19 protein-coding genes are annotated in these 19453 nt (G+C 65.7%); 10 read left to right on the plus strand and 9 right to left on the minus strand.

All coding sequences use genetic code 11. From position 1 onward, the window contains the following. Positions 1 to 51 precede the first annotated feature (51 nt). The gene (locus QDT69_RS32685) at positions 52 to 930 is read left to right on the plus strand and encodes a Ku protein (protein WP_279710583.1); all 879 of its coding nucleotides are present in this window, start codon (positions 52 to 54) and stop codon (positions 928 to 930) included. A 149-nt stretch (positions 931 to 1079) separates the two neighbouring features. Here the strand turns inward: QDT69_RS32685 and QDT69_RS32690 are convergent, their stop codons facing one another. The 7 genes from QDT69_RS32690 to QDT69_RS32720 all read right to left on the minus strand — a co-directional run bounded on the left by QDT69_RS32690 (position 1080) and on the right by QDT69_RS32720 (position 9575). Then, entirely contained in the window at positions 1080 to 1319 is a 240-nt protein-coding gene (locus QDT69_RS32690; RefSeq protein WP_279710584.1) for a DUF6496 domain-containing protein, read from the minus strand. A 54-nt stretch (positions 1320 to 1373) separates the two neighbouring features. Beyond that, positions 1374 to 2063: a response regulator transcription factor gene (locus QDT69_RS32695; RefSeq protein ID WP_279710585.1), complete on the minus strand. Its 690-nt coding sequence runs from the start codon at positions 2061 to 2063 to the stop codon at positions 1374 to 1376. After that, complete coding sequence (locus QDT69_RS32700) at positions 2060 to 4771, minus strand: sensor histidine kinase KdpD (RefSeq protein WP_279710586.1); 2712 nt, start codon at positions 4769 to 4771, stop codon at positions 2060 to 2062. Before QDT69_RS32700 ends, QDT69_RS32695 begins: the two co-directional genes overlap by 4 nt. Before the next feature lie 39 nt (positions 4772 to 4810). Then, complete coding sequence (locus tag QDT69_RS32705) at positions 4811 to 5416, minus strand: K(+)-transporting ATPase subunit C (RefSeq protein ID WP_279710587.1); 606 nt, start codon at positions 5414 to 5416, stop codon at positions 4811 to 4813. 116 nt (positions 5417 to 5532) lie between these two features. Continuing rightward, positions 5533 to 7638, minus strand: a complete 2106-nt coding sequence (gene kdpB / locus QDT69_RS32710; protein ID WP_279710588.1) for a potassium-transporting ATPase subunit KdpB — start codon at positions 7636 to 7638, stop codon at positions 5533 to 5535. Between the two features lie 24 nt (positions 7639 to 7662). After that, a complete protein-coding gene (kdpA, locus tag QDT69_RS32715; RefSeq protein ID WP_279710589.1) occupies positions 7663 to 9366 on the minus strand; it encodes a potassium-transporting ATPase subunit KdpA in 1704 nt (567 codons plus the stop codon). Between the two features lie 119 nt (positions 9367 to 9485). After that, positions 9486 to 9575, minus strand: a complete 90-nt coding sequence (locus QDT69_RS32720) for a K(+)-transporting ATPase subunit F (RefSeq protein WP_016846764.1) — start codon at positions 9573 to 9575, stop codon at positions 9486 to 9488. Between the two features lie 488 nt (positions 9576 to 10063). Between QDT69_RS32720 and QDT69_RS32725 the strand changes: the two genes are divergently transcribed. The 6 genes from QDT69_RS32725 to QDT69_RS32750 all read left to right on the plus strand — a co-directional run bounded on the left by QDT69_RS32725 (position 10064) and on the right by QDT69_RS32750 (position 14473). Beyond that, complete coding sequence (locus QDT69_RS32725; protein ID WP_279710590.1) at positions 10064 to 10528, plus strand: hypothetical protein; 465 nt, start codon at positions 10064 to 10066, stop codon at positions 10526 to 10528. 13 nt (positions 10529 to 10541) lie between these two features. Next, the gene (locus QDT69_RS32730) at positions 10542 to 10817 is read left to right on the plus strand and encodes a hypothetical protein (RefSeq protein WP_083632527.1); all 276 of its coding nucleotides are present in this window, start codon (positions 10542 to 10544) and stop codon (positions 10815 to 10817) included. A 174-nt stretch (positions 10818 to 10991) separates the two neighbouring features. Next, positions 10992 to 11246, plus strand: a complete 255-nt coding sequence (locus QDT69_RS32735; protein ID WP_279710591.1) for a hypothetical protein — start codon at positions 10992 to 10994, stop codon at positions 11244 to 11246. 8 nt (positions 11247 to 11254) lie between these two features. After that, the gene (dapA, locus tag QDT69_RS32740; protein ID WP_279710592.1) at positions 11255 to 12196 is read left to right on the plus strand and encodes a 4-hydroxy-tetrahydrodipicolinate synthase; all 942 of its coding nucleotides are present in this window, start codon (positions 11255 to 11257) and stop codon (positions 12194 to 12196) included. A gap of 121 nt (positions 12197 to 12317) precedes the next feature. Beyond that, on the plus strand, positions 12318 to 13715 hold the full coding sequence (locus tag QDT69_RS32745; protein ID WP_279710593.1) for a nodulation protein NfeD: 1398 nt from the start codon (positions 12318 to 12320) through the stop codon (positions 13713 to 13715). Next, positions 13712 to 14473 carry a slipin family protein gene (locus QDT69_RS32750; RefSeq protein WP_279710594.1) on the plus strand — a complete coding sequence of 254 codons (762 nt, stop codon included), beginning with the start codon at positions 13712 to 13714 and terminating at the stop codon, positions 14471 to 14473. The genes QDT69_RS32745 and QDT69_RS32750 overlap by 4 nt, the downstream gene beginning before the upstream one ends. Here QDT69_RS32750 and QDT69_RS32755 read toward each other — a convergent pair. Together QDT69_RS32755 and QDT69_RS32760 are read right to left on the minus strand one after the other, a co-directional pair. Next, positions 14443 to 14634, minus strand: coding sequence for a hypothetical protein (locus tag QDT69_RS32755; RefSeq protein WP_279710595.1), 192 nt, complete (start codon positions 14632 to 14634; stop codon positions 14443 to 14445). The genes QDT69_RS32750 and QDT69_RS32755 overlap by 31 nt on opposite strands. A gap of 1 nt (position 14635) precedes the next feature. After that, a complete protein-coding gene (locus QDT69_RS32760; protein WP_279710596.1) occupies positions 14636 to 14911 on the minus strand; it encodes a hypothetical protein in 276 nt (91 codons plus the stop codon). A 264-nt stretch (positions 14912 to 15175) separates the two neighbouring features. Between QDT69_RS32760 and corA the strand changes: the two genes are divergently transcribed. The 3 genes from corA (at position 15176) to lon (ending at position 19168) form a co-directional block, all read left to right on the plus strand. Continuing rightward, complete coding sequence (gene corA / locus QDT69_RS32765; protein WP_279710597.1) at positions 15176 to 16192, plus strand: magnesium/cobalt transporter CorA; 1017 nt, start codon at positions 15176 to 15178, stop codon at positions 16190 to 16192. 181 nt (positions 16193 to 16373) lie between these two features. After that, complete coding sequence (locus tag QDT69_RS32770; protein WP_163149919.1) at positions 16374 to 16781, plus strand: Hsp20/alpha crystallin family protein; 408 nt, start codon at positions 16374 to 16376, stop codon at positions 16779 to 16781. Positions 16782 to 16792: 11 nt separating this feature from the next. Then, entirely contained in the window at positions 16793 to 19168 is a 2376-nt protein-coding gene (lon, locus tag QDT69_RS32775) for an endopeptidase La (RefSeq protein WP_279710600.1), read from the plus strand. Positions 19169 to 19453: the final 285 nt, after the last annotated feature.

The following is a 19453-nucleotide window of genomic DNA, read 5'->3' on the forward strand; positions in this document are numbered from 1 at the left end:
AAACCTACGGTATCCGTTCAAGTTCCAAACTCAAGCTGTTTGGAGACGATCATGGCCGCTCCCCGCGCCTACTGGAAAGGCACGCTTAAACTGTCGCTGGTGTCGTGCCCGGTGGCGCTCTATCCGGCCTCCACCACGGTCGAGAAGACCCGCTTCCATATGATCAACCGGGAGACCGGCAACCGGCTGAAGCAGCAGATGGTCGATACCGAGACCGGCGACGTGGTCGAGGGCGACCAGAAGGGCCGCGGCTACGAGGTGAGCAAGGGCAAATATGTCGAGGTCGAGAAGGACGAGCTCGAGGCGGTCCAGATCGAGAGCAACCACACCATCGATATCGACAGTTTCGTGCCCGAGGGCGAGATCGACAAGCGCTATCTCGACCACCCCTATTACATCCGGCCCGACGGCAAGGCCGGCGTCGACGCATTCGCAGTGATCCGCGACGCCATGAAGGACCAGGACCGCGTCGCGCTGGCGCGGATCGTGCTGACCAACCGCGAGCACGTGATCGCGATCGAGCCGCTCGACAAGGGCATGCTCGGCACCACCTTGCGCTACCCTTACGAGGTGCGCGACGCCGACGATTATTTCGATGACATCAAGAGCCCGAAGGTGACGAAAGACATGATCGAGCTCGCCGGCCACATCCTCGACAGCAAGGCCGCGCATTTCGATCCGTCGAAATTCAAGGACGAGTATGAGACCGCGCTGAAGGCCCTGGTCCGCCGCAAGGCCGCCGGCAAGCCGATCAAGGCGGCCGAGCGCGAGGAGAAGCCGAGCAATGTTGTGAGCCTGATGGACGCCTTGAAGCAGAGCTTGAAGAGCGGCGCAAGGCGCGCAACCTCCACTACGCGGCGGCGCCCCCCACATCGTCGTACTGCCAAGAAGGCGCACCGGTCGAACGCGCGGTCGCGGAAGGCGGGTTGATCCCTCTCCACGCCATTGCGAGCCACCCGGTCGGCGCGCAGCGCCGCCGGATGACAGGCTCCGCGAAGCAATCCATCTCTCCACGCGCTTGGAGGGATGGATTGCTTCGTCGCTTCGCTCCTCGCAATGACGTGGAGCGGGACGCCGCCCTACTTCTTCTTCGCAGCTGTGCGCTTCTTGGCCGTCTTCCTCTTCTTCGCCGCCTTCTTGGCGGCCTTCTTCGGCACCTTCCGTCCCTTGGCGCGCGCTTCCGACAGGCCGATCGCGATCGCCTGCTTGCGGCTCTTCACCTTCTTCTTGGAGCGGCCGCTGCGCAGCGTGCCAGCCTTGCGCTTCTTCATCACACGCTCGACATCGCTCGATGCCTTTCGCGAGTATTTTCTTGCCATGGCTTCTCTCCCGGTAAGGGAGAACAAGCCTCGATCGGAGCGAAGGTTCCGAAGCTAATCCGCCGCGCGCAGCCGATAGCCGATGCCGGTCTCGGTCAGCACGAATTGCGGCCGCTCGGGATCGGCCTCGATCTTCTGACGGAGCTGGCGCACATAGACGCGTAGATACTGCGCGTCGGTCAGCTCGTCCCACAATTCCTTCAAGAGGAAGCGATGGGTCAGCACTTTGCCGGCATGCTGCACCAGCACGCGCAGCAGGTCATACTCCTTCGGCGACAGCTTGATCTCGCGGTCAGCGACCTTGACGATCCGGCGCACCAAATCGACCGAGAGATCGCCGGAGCGGAATACCGGCCGCTCGCCCTGCACCTGCAGCTGGTGACGCAGCGCCGCGCGCAGCCGCGCCAGCAATTCGTCCATGCCGAACGGTTTTGTTAGATAGTCGTCGGCGCCGAGATCGAGCGCCTGCACCTTGCCGGCCTCGTCGCCGCGGCTCGACAGCACCACGACCGGAACGCTCTCGTTGCGGCCGCGGATCATGCGCAGCAGGTCGTGGCCCTGGATATCAGGCAGTCCGAGATCGAGGATGATCAGCGCCGGCCCCTCGGCCAGCATCTCCAGCGCGTTTTTGCCGTTGGACGCTTCCAGGATGTCGTAGCCCTGCGTGCTCAGCCCCATCCGCAGCAGTTTGCGGATCGGCGGTTCGTCGTCGATGACCAGGACCTTGATCGGCGTCGCGTTCATGCAGCAGTGTCCAGCGCGTTGGTGTCCGCCGGGATCGGCAGGCGGATGGTGATGACGGCGCCGCTGCGGTCGGAGCGGTTGGCCGCCGCGATCGTGCCGCGCATCGCCTCGACGAAGCCGCGCGAGATCGCCAGGCCGAGGCCGGTGCCGGGACGAACATGGTCGCCCTTCTCGGCGCGATAGAACTTGTCGAACACGCTCTCGAGCTCGGCGGCGGGAATGCCGTTGCCTTCATCGAGAATCTGCAGCGCGATCGTGTCGCGGTCGCGCGCGCCACGGATCGAGATCGTGGTGTCCGAGGGAGCGTATTTGGCGGCATTGTCGAGCAGGTTGAACAGCACCTGCTCGAACAGCACGGCGTCGAGCTCCAGCATCGGCAAATCGGCCGCAAGTTCCAGCGACACCCGGTGATGCACCAGGATCTTGGCGGCACGGCGCAGCGCGCTGCCGACGATTTCGCCGACATCGTGCCGGGCGGTGTTGGGCACGATCGCGCCGGATTCCAGCTTGGTCATGTCGAGGAGATTGGCGATGAAGCGATTCAGCCGCTCCGACTCGTCGATCACGGTCGCGAGCAGATCATGCTTCTGGGCGTCGCTCAGGTTCGCACCGAGATCGCGCAGCGCCGAGGCAGAGCCGAGCACCGAGGCCAGCGGCGTCTTGAGGTCGTGCGAGATCGAGGTCAGAAGCGCGCCGCGCAGCCGGTCGGATTCCACCGTGCGCTTGACGCGGTCCATGTCCTCGACCAGCAGCACGCGCTCGATCGCGAGCGCCCCCTGGTCGACCAGCGCATCGAGCAGCCGGCGCTGGTCCGGCGTCAGCAGCGGTCCGGTGCGGTCGTCGTCGATGCCGATCACCCCGATCGGGCCGCGGCCGGTGCGCATCGGCAGGAAAAGCCTTTTGCCGCCCGGCAGCGTGTCCGAGCCGCGGCCGGCCGGGCGATCATTGGCCCAGGCCCAGTTCGCCGCAGCCAGATCGGCCTGGTCGAGTTGATCTTCCGGCGGATAGCCCGCCTTCACCGTCAGCACGCCGTCGTCGGACAGCAGCAGCACCACGCGCACCCGCAGCATCAGTGCGATCTGGTAGGCAGTCGCCCACAGCACGTCGTCCAGCGTTGCGGTGCCCGCCAGCTTGCGGCTGAACGCATAGAGCGATTCGGTGGTCCGAACCCGCCCGATTGCAGTATCGGCCTGGGTACGTACGCGCGCCGCGACATTGGAGACGAGCAATGCCACCAGCATGAAGAAGAAGAACGCCGCGATATTGGTCGGGTCGGTGATGGTGAAAGTGTAGATCGGCGGCAGGAAGAAGAAATTGTAGCTCAGCGAGGCCGCCACGCTCGCAAGCAGCGACGGCCACAGACCGTAGCGCGCCGCGGCGCCGACCACCGCGGTGATGAAGACGAGGTCGACGTTCTCGATGCCGAAGAACGGCTGGATCAGCTTGGCCGCGCCGAGCCCCAATGCCGTCAGCAGCAGCGCCATCAGATAGGGCCGCGGATTGAATGGTTCCTGCCGCTGCGCGGTCTGCACTGCGGCCTTGCCGACCGGCAGCTCATCGCCGGCAATCACGTTGACGCTGATATTGCCGGCGCGGCGCACCAGGTCGTGCACCACCGAGCCGTGCGTCAGCTCAAACCAGCGCGAGCGCGTCGACTTGCCGATGATGATCTGGGTGACGTTGTTGGCCTGGGCGAAGCTGATGACGTCGTCGGCAATGCGGCGGCCGACGCCGGGAAGGGTCAGCGCCTCGCCGCCGAGCGATTCCGCAAGCCGCATGGTGTCGGCAAGGCGGTCGCGTTGCTCGTCGGTCAGCTGCAGGCTGCGCCGGGTCTCGATGCTGACCGCGGTCCATTGCGCATGCAACCGGTCGGCCAAGCGTTTGGTATAGCGCACGAGGCCGGCGGCGCGCGGGTCCTCGCTCACGCAAACAAGGATGCGCTCGCCGGCGGCCCAGGGACCGGCGATGGCGTTGGCCTGCATGTGGGTGAGCAGCTGCTCGTCGACCCGCTCGGCGGTGCGGCGCAGCGCCAGCTCGCGCAGCGCGGTCAGGTTGCCGGGCGAGAAATAGTGCTCCAGCGCGCGCTCGGCCTGCTTGGGCACATAGACCTTGCCCTCCTTCAGCCGCTGGATCAGGTCATCAGGCGTGAGGTCGATCAGCTCGATGGCATCGGCGCGATCAAACACCGAATCCGGCACGGTCTCGCGCACCCGGACGTGGGTGATCTGCGCGACCACGTCGTTGAGGCTTTCGATATGCTGGATGTTGACGGCGGTGAAGACGTCGATACCGTGCGACAGCAACTCCTCGACGTCGAGATAGCGCTTCGGATGCCTGCTGCCCGGCGCATTGGTATGGGCGAGCTCGTCGACCAGCGCGAGCTTCGGCCGCCGCGCGATCAGAGCGTCGAGGTCCATCTCCTCAAGGGTCTGGTCGCGGTAGCTTAGCCGCTTCCGCGGGATCACCTCGAGGCCTTTCAGCAGCGCCTCGGTTTCCGCCCGCCCGTGAGTTTCGACGACACCGACCACCACGTCGACGCCCGCCTTGAGGCGGGCGTGGGCGTTTTGCAGCATCTCGTAGGTCTTGCCGACGCCGGGGGCGGCGCCGATGAAGATCTTCAGCCGCCCCGATCGATCGGTCTCCCGGCGCGCCGCCTCCAGCAGCGCATCCGGCGAGGGTCGTTTATGAGGGTCACGCTGATTGGCCATACCGCAATATAGTCATCCTGCGAGAGCGGGCCTACTCCCCTATTTCGCCTTGGCCGCGTCGAGCGCCAGGTTGAGCGCAAGAACGTTAACGCGGGGCTCGCCGATCACGCCGGCGAAGCGGCCCTGCGTGTTCTGTGTCACCAGCTCACGCACCGCATCCTCGGACATACTACGCGCCTTGGCCACCCGCGGCACCTGGAACAGCGCAGCGTCCGGCGAGATATCCGGATCAAGCCCGCTGGCCGAGGTGGTGACGAGATCGACCGGCACGCTGGCGGTCGGGTTCTCCGCCTTCAGCTTCTCGACATCCTCCTTGACCCGGTCGTTCAGCGCCTTGCTGGTTGGGCCGAGATTGGAGCCGCCGGAATTGGCCGCGTTGTAGGGCGCCGGCACGGTCTTCGTGGAATCGTTCGGATCGGGCGCCACCGTCGCCGACGGCCGGCCGTGGAAATACTTCTCCTCCTTGAACTCCTGCCCGATCAGAGCGGAGCCGACCACCTTGCCGTCCTTCTCGATCAGGCTGCCTTGCGCCTGCTTCGGAAAGATGACGCCGGCAATCGCCGTCATGGCGAGCGGATAGGCAAGCCCCGTGATCGCGGTCAGCAGGACCAGCACCAGGATGGCAGGGCGAATTTCTCTCAACATGATAGGTCTCCGAATTCTTTACGCCGTCATTGCGAGGAGCGAAGCGACGAAGCAATCCACACTTTCTTCGCGGATAGATGGATTGCTTCGCTTCGCTCGCAATGACGGTTACGGGGTTAAGCCAGGCCCAAAGCGGCGACGACGAGGTCGATCGCCTTGATGCCGATGAACGGGATGATGATGCCGCCGAGGCCGTAGATCATCAGGTTGCGGCTGAGCAGCGCGCCGGCGCCGACGGCGCGGTACTTGACGCCCTTCAGCGCCAAGGGGATCAGCGCGATGATGATCAGCGCGTTGAAGATGATCGCCGACAGGATCGCGCTCTGCGGGCTTGCCAGGTGCATGATGTTCAGCACCTGGAGCTGCGGATAGAACGCGAGGAACATCGCCGGGATGATCGCAAAATACTTGGCGACGTCGTTGGCGATCGAGAACGTGGTCAGCGCGCCGCGGGTCATCAACAGCTGCTTGCCGATCTCCACCACCTCGATCAGCTTGGTCGGGTTGGAGTCGAGGTCGACCATGTTGCCGGCCTCGCGGGCCGCCTGCGTGCCGGTGTTCATGGCGACGCCGACATCGGCCTGCGCGAGCGCCGGCGCGTCATTTGTGCCGTCGCCGCACATCGCGACCAGCTTGCCCTTGGACTGCTCGTCGCGGATCAGCTTGAGCTTGTCCTCGGGGGTTGCCTGCGCCAGGAAGTCGTCGACACCCGCCTCGGCCGCGATCGCGGCCGCAGTCATCGGGTTGTCGCCGGTGATCATCACGGTGCGGATGCCCATACGGCGCAGTTCGGCGAAACGCTCGCGGATGCCGCCCTTGACGATGTCCTTGAGGTGCACGACGCCGAGCAGCTTGCCGTCCTTGGCCACCGCCAGCGGCGTACCGCCGGCCTTGGCGATCTCGTCGGCAATGGCCTGGATCTCGCGTGCTTCGGCGCTCATCGTCGCCGAAACGGCGCGGACGGTGTTACCCGACGCGACGGTGCGGGGCGAGCCGCCGTCGACATAGGCAAGGATCGCATCCACTGCGCCCTTGCGGACCGACGACGTACCGGCGTCGATTCCGCTCATGCGGGTCTGCGCCGTGAACGGCACGAAGGTCGCGGCAAGCTCATGCATGTCGCGGCCGCGGATGCCGTACTTCTCCTTGGCAAGCACCACGATCGAGCGGCCCTCCGGCGTTTCGTCGGCCAGCGAGGCGAGCTGCGCCGCGTCGGCGAGGTCCTGCTCGGAGACGCCGCGGATCGGGCGGAACGTGGTCGCCTGGCGGTTGCCAAGTGTGATGGTGCCGGTCTTGTCCAGCAGCAGCGTATCGACGTCGCCGGCGGCTTCCACCGCGCGGCCGGACATCGCCAGCACGTTGAACCGCACCAGGCGGTCCATGCCGGCAATGCCGATCGCCGACAGCAGCGCGCCGATCGTGGTCGGGATCAGCGTGACGAACAGCGCAACCAGGATCACGACCGAGATCGAGCCGCCGGCATAGGCCGCATAGCTCGGGATCGTCACGGTGGCGAACACGAAGATGATGGTGAGGCCCGCGAGCAGGATGTTGAGTGCGATCTCGTTCGGCGTCTTCTGCCGCTCGGCGCCCTCCACCAGCTTGATCATGCGGTCGATAAAGGTCGAGCCCTGCTCCGCGGTGATGCGGACGCGGATCCAGTCCGACAGCACCTGGGTGCCGCCGGTGACCGCCGAGCGGTCGCCGCCGGACTCCCGGATCACGGGCGCGGACTCGCCTGTTATCGCGGCCTCGTTGACCGAGGCGACGCCTTCGATCACTTCACCGTCGGACGGGATGTTGTCGCCGGCCTCGACCAGCACGATGTCGCCGACCTTCAGCGAGGTGCCCGGCACCAGCCGAAAGGTACGGTCCGTTCCGGTGAGCAGCTTGGCCTGGCTCTCGGTGCGGGTCTTGCGCAACGATTCGGCCTGCGCCTTGCCGCGGCCCTCGGCGACAGCCTCGGCGAAGTTGGCGAACAGCACCGTGAACCACAGCCAGAGGATGATCTGGAAGGTGAAGCCGAGGTTGGCTCCACCGGTCAGCAGATCGCGGACGAAGATCACGGTGGTCAGCGCGGCGACGATCTCGACCACGAACATGACCGGGTTCTTGGCCATCAGCCGGGGATCGAGCTTGACGAAGGCCGAGGTCATCGCAGGTACTAGGATCTTAGGGTCGAGCATGGTCGACCCTTGCTTTTGCAATTTTGCGGTTTCCATGGATGTCACTCCGGTCAAATTCGATCAGAACAAGGTGTTGGCGTTCATGGCGAGATGCTCGACGATCGGCCCGAGCGCCAGCGCCGGGAAGAAGGTCAGGCCGCCAATGATCACGATCACGCCGACGACGAGCCCGACGAAAAGCCCGCCCGTGGTCGGGAACGTCCCGGCAGACGGCGGATGCGACTTCTTTTCGGCGAGCGATCCTGCGATCGCCATCGCCGGCACGATCATGAAGAAACGGCCGACGAACATCGCGCAAGCGAGCGTCAGATTGTAGAACAGGGTGTTGCCGGTAAGTCCCGCGAACGCCGAACCGTTGTTGCCGGTTCCCGAGGTGTAGGCATAGAGCACTTCGGTGAAGCCGTGCGGGCCGGCATTGGCCATCGAGGCCACGGCCGAGGGCAGCACGACGCCAACCGCGGTCCAGCCGAGATACATCAGCGGCAGCACCAGGATCGCGAGCATCGCCATCTTGACCTCGCGCGCCTCGATCTTCTTGCCGACATATTCCGGCGTGCGACCGACCATCAGGCCTGCGACGAAGATCGAGATGATCACGAAGATGAGCATGCCATAGAGACCGGCGCCGACACCGCCGATGATGATCTCGCCGAGCTGCATGTTGATCAACGGGATCATGCCGCCGAGCGCGGTGAAGCTGTCATGCATCGCGTTGACCGCGCCGCAGGACGCCGCGGTGGTAACGACGGCAAACAGCGAGGACGCGACGATGCCGAAGCGAACCTCCTTGCCCTCCATGTTGCCGCCGGTCAGATCGAAGGCATGCAAGATGGAAGTGCCGTTGGCTTCCGCCCAATAGGTGACGGCGACGCCTGCGACGAACAGCACGCCCATCACGGCGAAGATCGCCCAGCCCTGGCGTTGATTGCCGACCATACGACCGAACACATTGGTGAGCGCGGCGCCCAGCGCGAAGATCGAGATCATCTGCACCAGGTTCGACAGCGCGGTCGGGTTCTCGAACGGATGCGCTGCGTTGGCGTTGAAGAAGCCGCCGCCATTGGTGCCGAGCATCTTGATCGCGACCTGCGAGGCCACAGGCCCGAGCGCGATGGTCTGCTTGCCGCCTTCAAGCGTGGTGGCATCGACATAGGCGCCGAGCGTCTGCGGCATGCCCTGCCAAACCAGGAACAGCGTGTAGACGATGCAGATCGGCAGCAGCACATAGAGCGTGCAGCGCGTCACATCGACCCAGAAATTGCCGACCGTGCGCATCGACGAACGGGTGAAGCCGCGGATCAGCGCCATCGCGAGCGCGATGCCGGTCGCCGCCGACAGGAAGTTCTGGTGGGTCAGGCCCAACATCTGGACCAGATAGGACAGCGTGCTCTCGCCGCCGTAGTTCTGCCAGTTGGTGTTGGTGATGAAGGAGATCGCGGTGTTGAAGGAGAGATCCTCGGCAACCGCCGTCTGTCCGGCCGGGTTGAACGGCAGCACCGCCTGCAGCCGCATCAGGCCGTAGATCAGGGCGAAGCCGCCGACATGGAACAGCAGCATGGCGACCGTATAGGTCAGCCAGTGCTGCTCGCGCCGCTCGTCGACGCCGCCGACCCAGTAGATGCCGCGCTCGAGGGGGCGCAGCATGGGGGAGAGGAAGGTGCGCTCGCCGTTGAACACGCGGGTCATGTACCAGCCGAGCGGCTTGACCAGCGCGATCACGATCGCGCAGAACAGAATAATTTGAATCCAGCCGATGACGGTCATTGCGTCAAACCTTTCGAATGGGTGCGAAGCGCAGCAGCGACGCGAACATACCGAGCAACAGCCCGGTCAGCGCCGCGTCGGCTAACAGAATCGTGCAAAGCGCAGACATCGCGTGCCGCCTAGAAGCGTTCGGGCCGCAGCAATGCGTAGGTGAGGTAGAACAAGAGGCCGAGCGAGACGAGGCCGGCGAGCGAGTAATCGAAGATCATCGCCGCCTCCGTTACAGCCGTTCGCAGGCGTAGGCGTAGCCGATGCCGGCCGCGAAGAAGCCGATCGCGAGCGCCGCCATGAGAATGTCCATCATGAGAGACTCCTATGCATCCGAGGGGCGCGGGCGACCATATAAGCGCTCCGCACCGGATCGCCGTGAGGTGCCATCCGGGGCATAGGTTTTCGAGAGGTGGCGCATAAGGACGTTATAGGAATCGTATAAGTGCTGCGGGCGGGTTCCGGCGTCGTCCTGGCGAAAGTCAGGACCCATACGCCGCGGCCTCAGGAAAGGACACGCGGCCAGACATTGAGCAAGCAACCAACGGCGGTGGTTGGGTCCTGGCTTTCGCCAGGACGACAGGAGAGGTTCCATCTTTATGGAATCCCTATATCTCCGCCCCTCCCCTCATCTCGTTTTCAAATGGCGGTCCGGCCATTTTGGGCCTGCGGCCAATGCTTTGGGCCGTGCGCAAGACGAGATGACGCCATGTCCGTGCTATCGCAAAACACCTCGACCGACCTCGGCGAACGGCTGCGCGATGCCTATGCTGTTACAGCCGAGTTCATGGCCGACATCGTCAGCCAGACCTGCCGGCGCTTTCCTTCGGCCGGGCAGAGCGGCAAGACTTCCCGCGTCGAGGGCCTGATCCAGTCCGGCGCCTGGACCGATGCCGCGATCGCGCTGCTCGATCTCGAGCTGCCGCAATGGCAGATCCGCCGCCTGGTCTATGACGAGGGCGAGTGGCACTGCGCGTTGTCGCGCGAACGCGAGCTGCCCGACTGGCTCGACCAGTCGATCGAGACCCATCACACGGATCTCGCGCTCGCGATCCTCTCCGGCTTCGTCGAGGCGCAGCGGATCTCGACGCCCGAGAACCGCACCAGCGTGCCTACCGTCCGTCGCGGCATCCGCACGCTCTACGAGCCGCTGCTGGTCGACAATATCGGCTGACGGCAGCACGATCGTGAACGCGAAACAATTGCCGCGGCAGCTGCAATCGGTCCAGGTCATGGTCCGGTTCGGCTTCCGGCTTGCCATCATGATCGGTTTCGCCGTGTTCGCCGGCGCGGGCTTCGGCAGGGGCCTCATCACGCTGCTCTGGATGTCGGCCGTGATCTGCGCCTTCGCCGGGATTGCCAAACGGGAAATGCCGTTGGCCGCAAACCTCAATCACTGGGACGAGATGACCGCCTATGTCGCGCTATGCGCGCTCGGCACCGGCATCGTCCAACACACCTGAAGTCATCCCTCAAATCCTATGCCGCTCCTATGAAGTCGCCGGTCGCTCGCGCTCGATTTCATATCCGGCAACACAGACATTGATCGCGTGACTTCCACTAAAGCGTTTTCGAGCGAAGTGAACACCGGTTCGCGTGAAGAAAATGCGTCAAGCAAGAGAATAAGGACTCCATCCGTGAAACTCGTCGAACCTCCCTCGTGTAGCGCAGCGTCCACCATTGTCTTCATCGGCCGCAACCACCGCGGCCAGTGGGTCGCCCAGCAACAGAACGGCCTCTATGGCGGCCTGTTCGTCAACCGCGCCCAGGCCGTCAAATACGCGCTGTTCGAGAACGGCCAGCACCCCGAAATGATCATCGAGCTGTCGCGCGAGCTCGAGCTCGATACAAGCGGCGAGACAGCGCCCCTCCCCGCGAGCCGCGTGGCCTGAGCCACCCCATGATCTCGCTGACAACATCCAGATGGGCATCGAAGGCTGATTCGGCCGAATGGCTGTCGGGCTTCATCCCCGATCTTCCGACCCCCTTCAACCACCGGGACGAAATCGACGCCGATGCGTTCGGCCGGCTATGCGAGCGTCAGATCGCGGCCGGCGCTTCGGCGCTGGTGGTCGGCGAGACCGCGGGCGAAAACGCGACGCTGGAGCCCGCCGAGCGCGTGCAGCTCGTCGAGATCGCCGCCCGCGTCGCGCGCAAGCGGGTGCGGATCATCGCCGGCGCCGGATCGAACGCGACGGATCGCGCCGTCACGTTCACAAGGGCTGTCGAAGCGGCCGGTGCCGACGCCATCATGTCGGTCGTGCCGTATTACAACAAGCCGGTGCCACGGGGCATGGCGGCGCATTTCCGCGACGTCGCTGCGGCGACGACGCTGCCGGTGATCCTGCACGACATTCCGTCGCGGACCGTGAAGGGCCTCGCGGACGAGACGCTGCTCGAGCTCGCCGCATCGCCGCGCTTCGCGGGATTGCGCGACGGCGGCGGCGACGTCGCCCGCCTGACACGCCTGCGTTCACGCCTGCCCGCCACGTTCCGGATGCTGACCGGCGACGATCATTCGTCGCTGGCCTGGCTCGCGGCCGGTGGCGACGGCTGCATCTCGACTGTCGCGAACGTCGCGCCCGACCTCTACGTGGCCGTTTACCGGCATTTCCGCGCGGGCCGGTTGTACCAGGCGCGTGAGCTGCACCAGCGGCTGGTGCCGCTCGCAGCCCTGCTGGAGCGCGAGCATCCTGCCGCCCTGAAATTCGCGCTGGCGCTGCTGGGGCTCATGCAGCCGGCAACGCGACTGCCGATCGTGCAGCTGGGTGCAACTGACAAGGCCGAGGTCGCGCAGACGATGGCGGCGCTTGCCGACGAATATCTCGCCGTGGCGCAGTGAGTTCGCCGAGCCGCCGCAAGCCATCGCAATGCACAATGGCACGCCCGGCTTCGTCCGTGACGCCGCGCCATATTGAGGTTCCGGAACCGCGCCCCATATCCACGGCAAGGGAGTGCTTGCCGTGCAGACCTTCAAGGCGGCTCTCGTTGTGGCGATCGCACTGGTCGCTCTGGTCGTCTCCATCCGTCCCGGTACGGCCGCGGACAGCAACCGCCTTGCCCTGACGATTTCAATCGATGGCGCGATCGGGCCGGCAGCGGCCAGCTACGTCAAGGACGGCCTGGCCAAGGCGGCCGAACGGCACGCCGAGGTCGTGATCCTGCGCCTGAATACGCCGGGCGGTCTCAGCACCAGCATGCGCGAGATCATCACCGACGTGCTTGCCTCGCCCGTTCCCGTCATCGGCTACGTTGCCCCCTCCGGCGCCCATGCCGCGAGCGCCGGGACCTACATCCTCTATGCGACCCATCTCGCCGCCATGGCGCCCGGCACCAATATCGGCGCCGCGACGCCGGTGCAGATCGGCGGCCCGCTACCGGGCCTGCCCGGCAGCACGCCGGACAAGGGTGGCAAGGAGCAGAAGGACGGAAGCAGCCCTGCCGAGCCGAAAGATGCCATGACGGCGAAGGTGACGAATGATGCCGTCGCCTTCATCCGCAGCCTGGCCGAATTGCGCGGCCGCAATGCCGACTGGGCCGAGAAGGCGGTGCGCGACGCTGCCACCCTCTCCACCAACGCCGCGTTGGAGGCCCATGTCATCGAATTCACCGCGCATGATCCGGCCGACCTGCTCAGACAGATCGATGGCCGGACGGTGGAGCTTGCCGGCGGCAAGACGCAGCGCCTTGCGACCAGGGATGACGTGATCGAAGCCATCGATCCCACCTGGATCTCGCGCGTGCTCGCAGTCATCACCGACCCCAACATCGCGTTCGTGCTGCTGATGGTCGGGATCTACGGCCTGATCTTCGAGTTCATGTCGCCCGGTGCCGTGGCGCCCGGGGTGGTCGGCACGATCTGCCTGCTGGTCGGCCTCTACGCGCTCAACATGCTGCCGATCAACTACGCCGGCTTCGCCCTGATGCTGGTCGGGATCGCGCTGCTCGCGATCGAGGCCTTCAACCCGACCGTCGTGATCGGCCTTGGCGGCATCGTCGCCTTCGTGCTGGGAGCCGCCATGCTGTTCCGGATCGAGGCGCCCGGATACCGCCTGTCGTGGCCGCTCATCGCCATCGTCGCGGCGATGTTCACCGGGCTGATCCTCGTCGTGCTGGGGGCGCTGCGCCGCGCGCGTAACGGCCCGCTGCGGATGGGTGCGCAAGCCATGCGCGGGCTTCCGGCCGAGGTCCTCGACTGGTCCGAGACATCAGGCCACGTCTTCACCAATGGCGAACGCTGGCAAGCGCGCGGCACCGAGACTTTCAAGGCGGGCGAGACGGTCGAGGTCGCCAATATCATCGATTTGACGCTGGTGGTGCGGCGTGCGCCGGCATCCGCCGGCGAAGGAGGTACAGCATGATGCTTGATTATTTCACCTACGGGGCGGTCGCGCTGCTCGTGATCATCTTCCTGACCCAGGCGGTGCGCGTGCTGCGCGAATACGAGCGTGGCGTCATCTTCACGCTCGGCCGTTTCACCGGGGTGAAGGGCCCGGGGCTGATCATCCTGATTCCGGTGGTGCAGCAGCTCGTGAAGGTCGATCTCAGGGTGATGGTGCAGGTCGTGCCGCCGCAGGACGTGATTTCCCGCGATAACGTCTCGGTCAAGGTCAACGCCGTCCTCTACTTCCGCATCGTCGATCCCGAGCGCGCCATCATCAAGGTCGGCGACTACATGGCCGCGACCAGCCAGCTCGCCCAGACCACGCTGCGCTCGGTGCTCGGCAAGCACGAGCTCGACGAGATGCTGGCCGAACGCGACAAGTTGAACGCCGACATCCAGGAGACCCTCGACAAGCAGACCGACGTCTGGGGTATCAAGGTCACCGCGGTCGAGATCAAGGACATCGACATCAACGAGACCATGGTGCGGGCGATCGCCAAGCAGGCCGAAGCAGAACGGTTGCGGCGCGCCAAGGTGATCAATGCGATGGGCGAGCAGCAGGCCGCAGAGAAGCTGGTCGAGGCCGGCCGGATCCTCGCCCAGGAGCCGCAGGCGATGCAGCTCCGCTATTTCGCGGCGCTGCATGACATTGCCGGCGAGCGTTCCTCAACCGTGGTATTCCCGCTGCCGATGAACCTGCTCGATCACCTGGCGCGGCGCAGCGAGGCCACCTGACCCGGCTGATGCTTGGCCTGCCAGGCCGGCCCCGGGCCGCGCATGTAATGCGCCTCGGGCCGGTAGCTGCCGATCGGCTCCTCGCCGATCCAGGCAAGGAATTTGAGCAGCCCTTCCGCGGCGCTGCGCAGCAGGCCAGCGATGAGTGACGCCGCGCGCATCTCAGTAGTCCCACTTCTCGCCGAGCACGACCGGGGCCCGCGGATATCTCTCGGCATCGCCGCCGGGCAGGCCGGCATGGAGATTGGCCCGTGTCCAACCCTCATGGCCGCGATGCAGCAGCAGCTCGTTGCGCAGCCGATGGATCTTGGCGGCGGCGATGGCGCGGTGAATCGTCCTGAAGGCCGCGCCGATCCGCCGGATCGTCCGCTTCAGGACCGGGCCGACAGCGCCGGCAGAACCGCGCGGCCGGACTTCGTGTACATGGAGCAAGGTCATGTCCCACCTTCCTGTTGGCGGCGCGCGCGAGCGCACCGCGTCACACCAGAAGATGCTGAGGCGGCCGTAGGAATTCGAGAGGGCACGCCGCGGTGCGGCATAGGCGCCGCATAAAGACCGTCCAGCCCCTGGCAACCCGTCGTGACGTCCCAGGCAAGGCGGAACGCGACGTCCCGGCGCGTGTTGACCAGCTTCTATTCGGTGCTAGCCTTTTTGATTGCGAATTGTCGTCACGCGGATATGGCCGCGTCGAGGGTGGAGACCATGGACCTCGTATCGCCAAATCTCGCAACCGCCGCGCCCGTCCAATCCGATGGCGTGATCGCGGCAGGGGTCTATGTCGAGGGCCGACGCGTCGCCAATATCGCGGTCGACGAGGCCGCAAGCTGGCGCGACAAGCCGGATCATGTGGTGTGGATCGGCCTGCACGAACCCGACATGACGCTGCTGAAAAGCTTGCAGCGGCAATTCCAGCTGCACGACCTCGCGATCGAGGACGCCGATCACGCGCATCAGCGGCCGAAGATCGAGCAGTATGGCGACGCGCTGTTCATCGTGGCGCGTACCGCGCAGCTCGTGGGCGAGAACATCTCGTTCGGCGAGACGCATCTGTTCGTCGGCGAGGGCTACATCGTCTCGGTGCGCCATGGCGCCTCGACGTCCTACGCGCCGGTCAGGGAACGCTGCGAGAGCTGCCCGCGCGCGCTTGCCCGCGGTGAGGACTACATCCTCTATGCCATCCTCGATTTCATCGTCGACAACTACTCCCCGGTGCTCGAGACCATCCAGGACGAGGTCGAGAGGATGGAGGCGGAGGTGCTGGCGAGCGCGATGACGCGGGCGCAGATCGAACGGCTCTACCTGCTGCGGCGCGACCTGCTGCGACTGCGCAACGCAGTCGGGCCGCTCGTCGAAGTTTGCCGGAGGCTCGAGCGCGACGACCTGCCGATGGTGCGTGTCGCGATGCGTCCGCTGTTCCGCGACGTCACCGATCATGTCCGCACCATCCAGGAGCGGATCGACTCGCTGCGCGAGGTGCTCGCCTTTGCGTTTGAAGCAAGCCTGCTGGTCGGTCAGGCGCAGGAAACCGCAATCTCCAAGAAGCTCGCCTCCTGGCTTGCGATCGTCGCGGTGCCGACTGCCGTCGCCGGCATCTACGGCATGAATTTCAAGTACATACCGGAGCTGCAATGGGAGTACAGCTATTTCGTCGTGATGGGCCTGATGCTGGCCGCATGCGGCGCGCTGTTCTGGCGATTCAGGCGTTCCGGCTGGCTGTAGGCGACGATCAGAACCGAGCCATCACGGGTCCAAGCAAAGCGCCCCGGTGCATCACAACCATGCGGCAAATCGTGACATTTTTGGACAATCCCGCCGCCGCTCGGCAGCGCCCGGAGCCACCGGTTTACGGTCGGCTGCAAGACCGGTAACGTTGCCTCCCAATGCGACGTGGAGAGTGCCCATGCGGCCCAAGGATCAGATCAACTGGATGCTGACGGATGCGATCGAGGCGCTCGCCCGCGCCGAACGATTGCACCAGAGCTTCCTCAACTTGCACCCGCGCGGGGAGACCAGCGAGCCGAGCTGGGAACCGCCGATGGACGTGATCGAGACCGAGGAGGAGATCCTGATCCTGGTCGCGCTGCCGGGGGTCGATCCCGACGAGGTCGAGGCCGCGCTCGACGGCGGCACGCTGGTGATCTCCGGCCGCCGCACCCTGCCCTCCGAGCTGCGCAACGCCCGCATCCTGCGCCTCGAGCTGCCGCAAGGCCGCTTCGAGCGGCGCATCGCGCTGCCGACCGGCCGCTACACCATCAGCCGCTTTGCCGCGCATGGCTGCGTCGGCCTGCGGCTCGGAAAATCGAGCTAGAGGATTTCGCCATGGCTGCATCAGACGTTTCAAGCCCGGCGAGCTCGGCGCCGATCCCGAGCGACGCGACGATCATCGTCCCGGTGCGCAACACCGTGCTGTTTCCGGACGTCATCATCCCGATCACGATCGCGCGGGCGACCTCGATTGCCGCCGCCCAGCAGGCGGTGCGCGAGCAGCGGCCGATCGGCATCCTGCTGCAGCGTGATCCCGACACCAACGATCCCGGCCCCGACGGGCTCTATCGCGTCGGCACCGTCGCCAACATCGTACGCTACATCACCGGCGCCGACGACAGCCATCACCTGGTCTGCCAGGGCGTGCAGCGCATGCGCGTGCTCGACTATCTGCCCGGCACGCCGTTCCTCGCGGCGCGTGTGCTGCAGATCCCGGAGCCGACCACCACCTCGCCCGAGATCGAGGCGCGCTTCCTCAATCTGCAGCGCCAGGCGCTGGAGGCCGCGCAATTGCTGCCGCAGACGCCGCCCGAATTGATCGCCGCGCTGCAAGGCACCACCTCGCCGGCGACGCTCGCCGACCTTGCAACCTCCTACATGGACATCAAGCCGCTGGAGAAGCAGGACATCCTGGAGACCATCGACCTCGTGGCGCGGATGGACAAGGTCTCGCGTCATCTCGCCGAGCGCATCGAGGTGCTGCGGCTGAGCCAGGAGATCGGGCAGAAGACCAAGGCGGTGTTCGACGAGCGGCAGCGCGAAGCGATCCTGCGCGAGCAGATGGCGACGATCCAGCGCCAGCTCGGCGAAGGCGACGGCAAGGCGGCTGAAGTCGCCGAGCTGACCAAGGCGATTGTGGAAGCCAAGATGCCGCCGGAGGCCGAGAGCCAGGCGCAGAAGGAATTGCGCCGCTACGAGCGGATGCCGGAGGCGGCGGCCGAATCCGGCATGGTGCGCAGCTATCTCGACTGGCTGATCGATTTGCCCTGGAGCATTCCGGACGAGAAGCCGATCGACATCGCGGAGGCGCGCAAGATCCTCGACCAGGACCATTATGGCCTCGAGAAGATCAAGAGCCGCATCATCGAGTATCTCGCGGTGCGCAAGCTCGCGCCCGGCGGCAAGGCGCCGATCCTCTGCTTCCTCGGGCCGCCCGGCGTCGGCAAGACCTCGCTCGGGCAGTCGATCGCGCGGGCGATGTCGCGGCCATTCGTTCGTGTCAGCCTTGGCGGCGTGCATGACGAGGCCGAGATCCGCGGCCATCGCCGTACCTATATCGGCGCGCTGCCCGGCAACATCATCCAGGCGATCAAGAAGGCCGGCGCACGCAATTGCGTGATGATGCTGGACGAGATCGACAAGATGGGCCGCGGCATCCAGGGCGATCCGTCGGCGGCGATGCTGGAGGTGCTCGACCCCGAGCAGAACGGCACCTTCCGCGACAATTATCTCGGCGTGCCGTTCGACCTGTCGCGCGTCGTCTTCATCGCCACCGCCAACATGCTCGACGGTGTCCCCGGCCCGCTGCTCGACCGCATGGAGCTGATCAGCCTCGCCGGCTACACCGAGGACGAGAAGCTCGAGATCGCCAAGCGCTATCTGGTGCGCCGCCAGCTCGAGGCCAACGGCATCAAGGCCGAGCAGGTCGAGATTGATCCGGACGCACTGCGGCTCATCATCAAGAGCTACACCCGCGAGGCCGGCGTCCGCAACCTCGAGCGCGAGATCGGCAAGGTGCTGCGCAACGTCGCGGTGCAGATCGCCGAAGGCAGCACTAGCCACGTCACGATCGCGCCGAAGGACATCGTGTCGCTGCTCGGCCAGCCCAGGTTCGAGAACGAGATCGCGCAGCGCACCAGCATCCCCGGCGTTGCCACCGGCCTCGCCTGGACCCCGGTCGGCGGCGACATCCTGTTCATCGAGGCCTCGCGCACGCCGGGCCGCGGCGGACTGACCATCACCGGACAGCTCGGCGATGTCATGCGCGAGAGCGTGCAGGCCGCGCTGACGCTGGTGAAGGGCCGCGCATCGCAGCTCGGCATCGACCCGGCGATCTTCGAGAGGAGCGACATCCACGTCCACGTCCCTGCCGGCGCGACGCCGAAAGACGGCCCCAGCGCAGGCGTTGCGATGTTCACCGCCCTCACCTCGCTGCTGACCGACCGCACGGTGCGCAGCGACACCGCGATGACCGGCGAGATCTCGCTGCGCGGCCTCGTGCTGCCGGTCGGCGGCATCAAGGAGAAGGTGGTCGCCGCCGCAGCCGCGGGCCTGACGCGGGTGATGCTGCCGGCGCGCAACAAGCGCGACTACGACGACATCCCCGCCGGCGCCCGCGCCAAGCTGGAGTTCATCTGGCTCGAACGGGTCGACGAGGCGATCGCCGCCGCGCTCGAGCCCGCCAAGGCGACGCCCGCCGCGGCGGAGTGATGGCAGGCGGAGGGAAACACTCCGCGTCGATCATCTCGCCCGGGGCTTACCCCTCTCCCCAACCCTCCCCCGCACGGGGGGAGGGAGCCCTACTGGCGTGCTCACCTGACGTTACGCCGCAGGAAGCACAGACGATGTTTCAACGGCTGCATGATCCGTCATGCATACGAGGCGCTATGAGTACCGACTTCGTTTTGGAGGTTGCCGTGGCGTGCTTGTGAGGGAGCCCGAGGCGGAAGGGTTCCCTCCCCCCTTGCGGGGGAGGGTTAGGGAGAGGGGTGCCGC

The sequence above is a fragment of the Bradyrhizobium sp. CER78 genome, assembly GCF_029846235.1.
Lineage (GTDB): Bacteria > Pseudomonadota > Alphaproteobacteria > Rhizobiales > Xanthobacteraceae > Bradyrhizobium.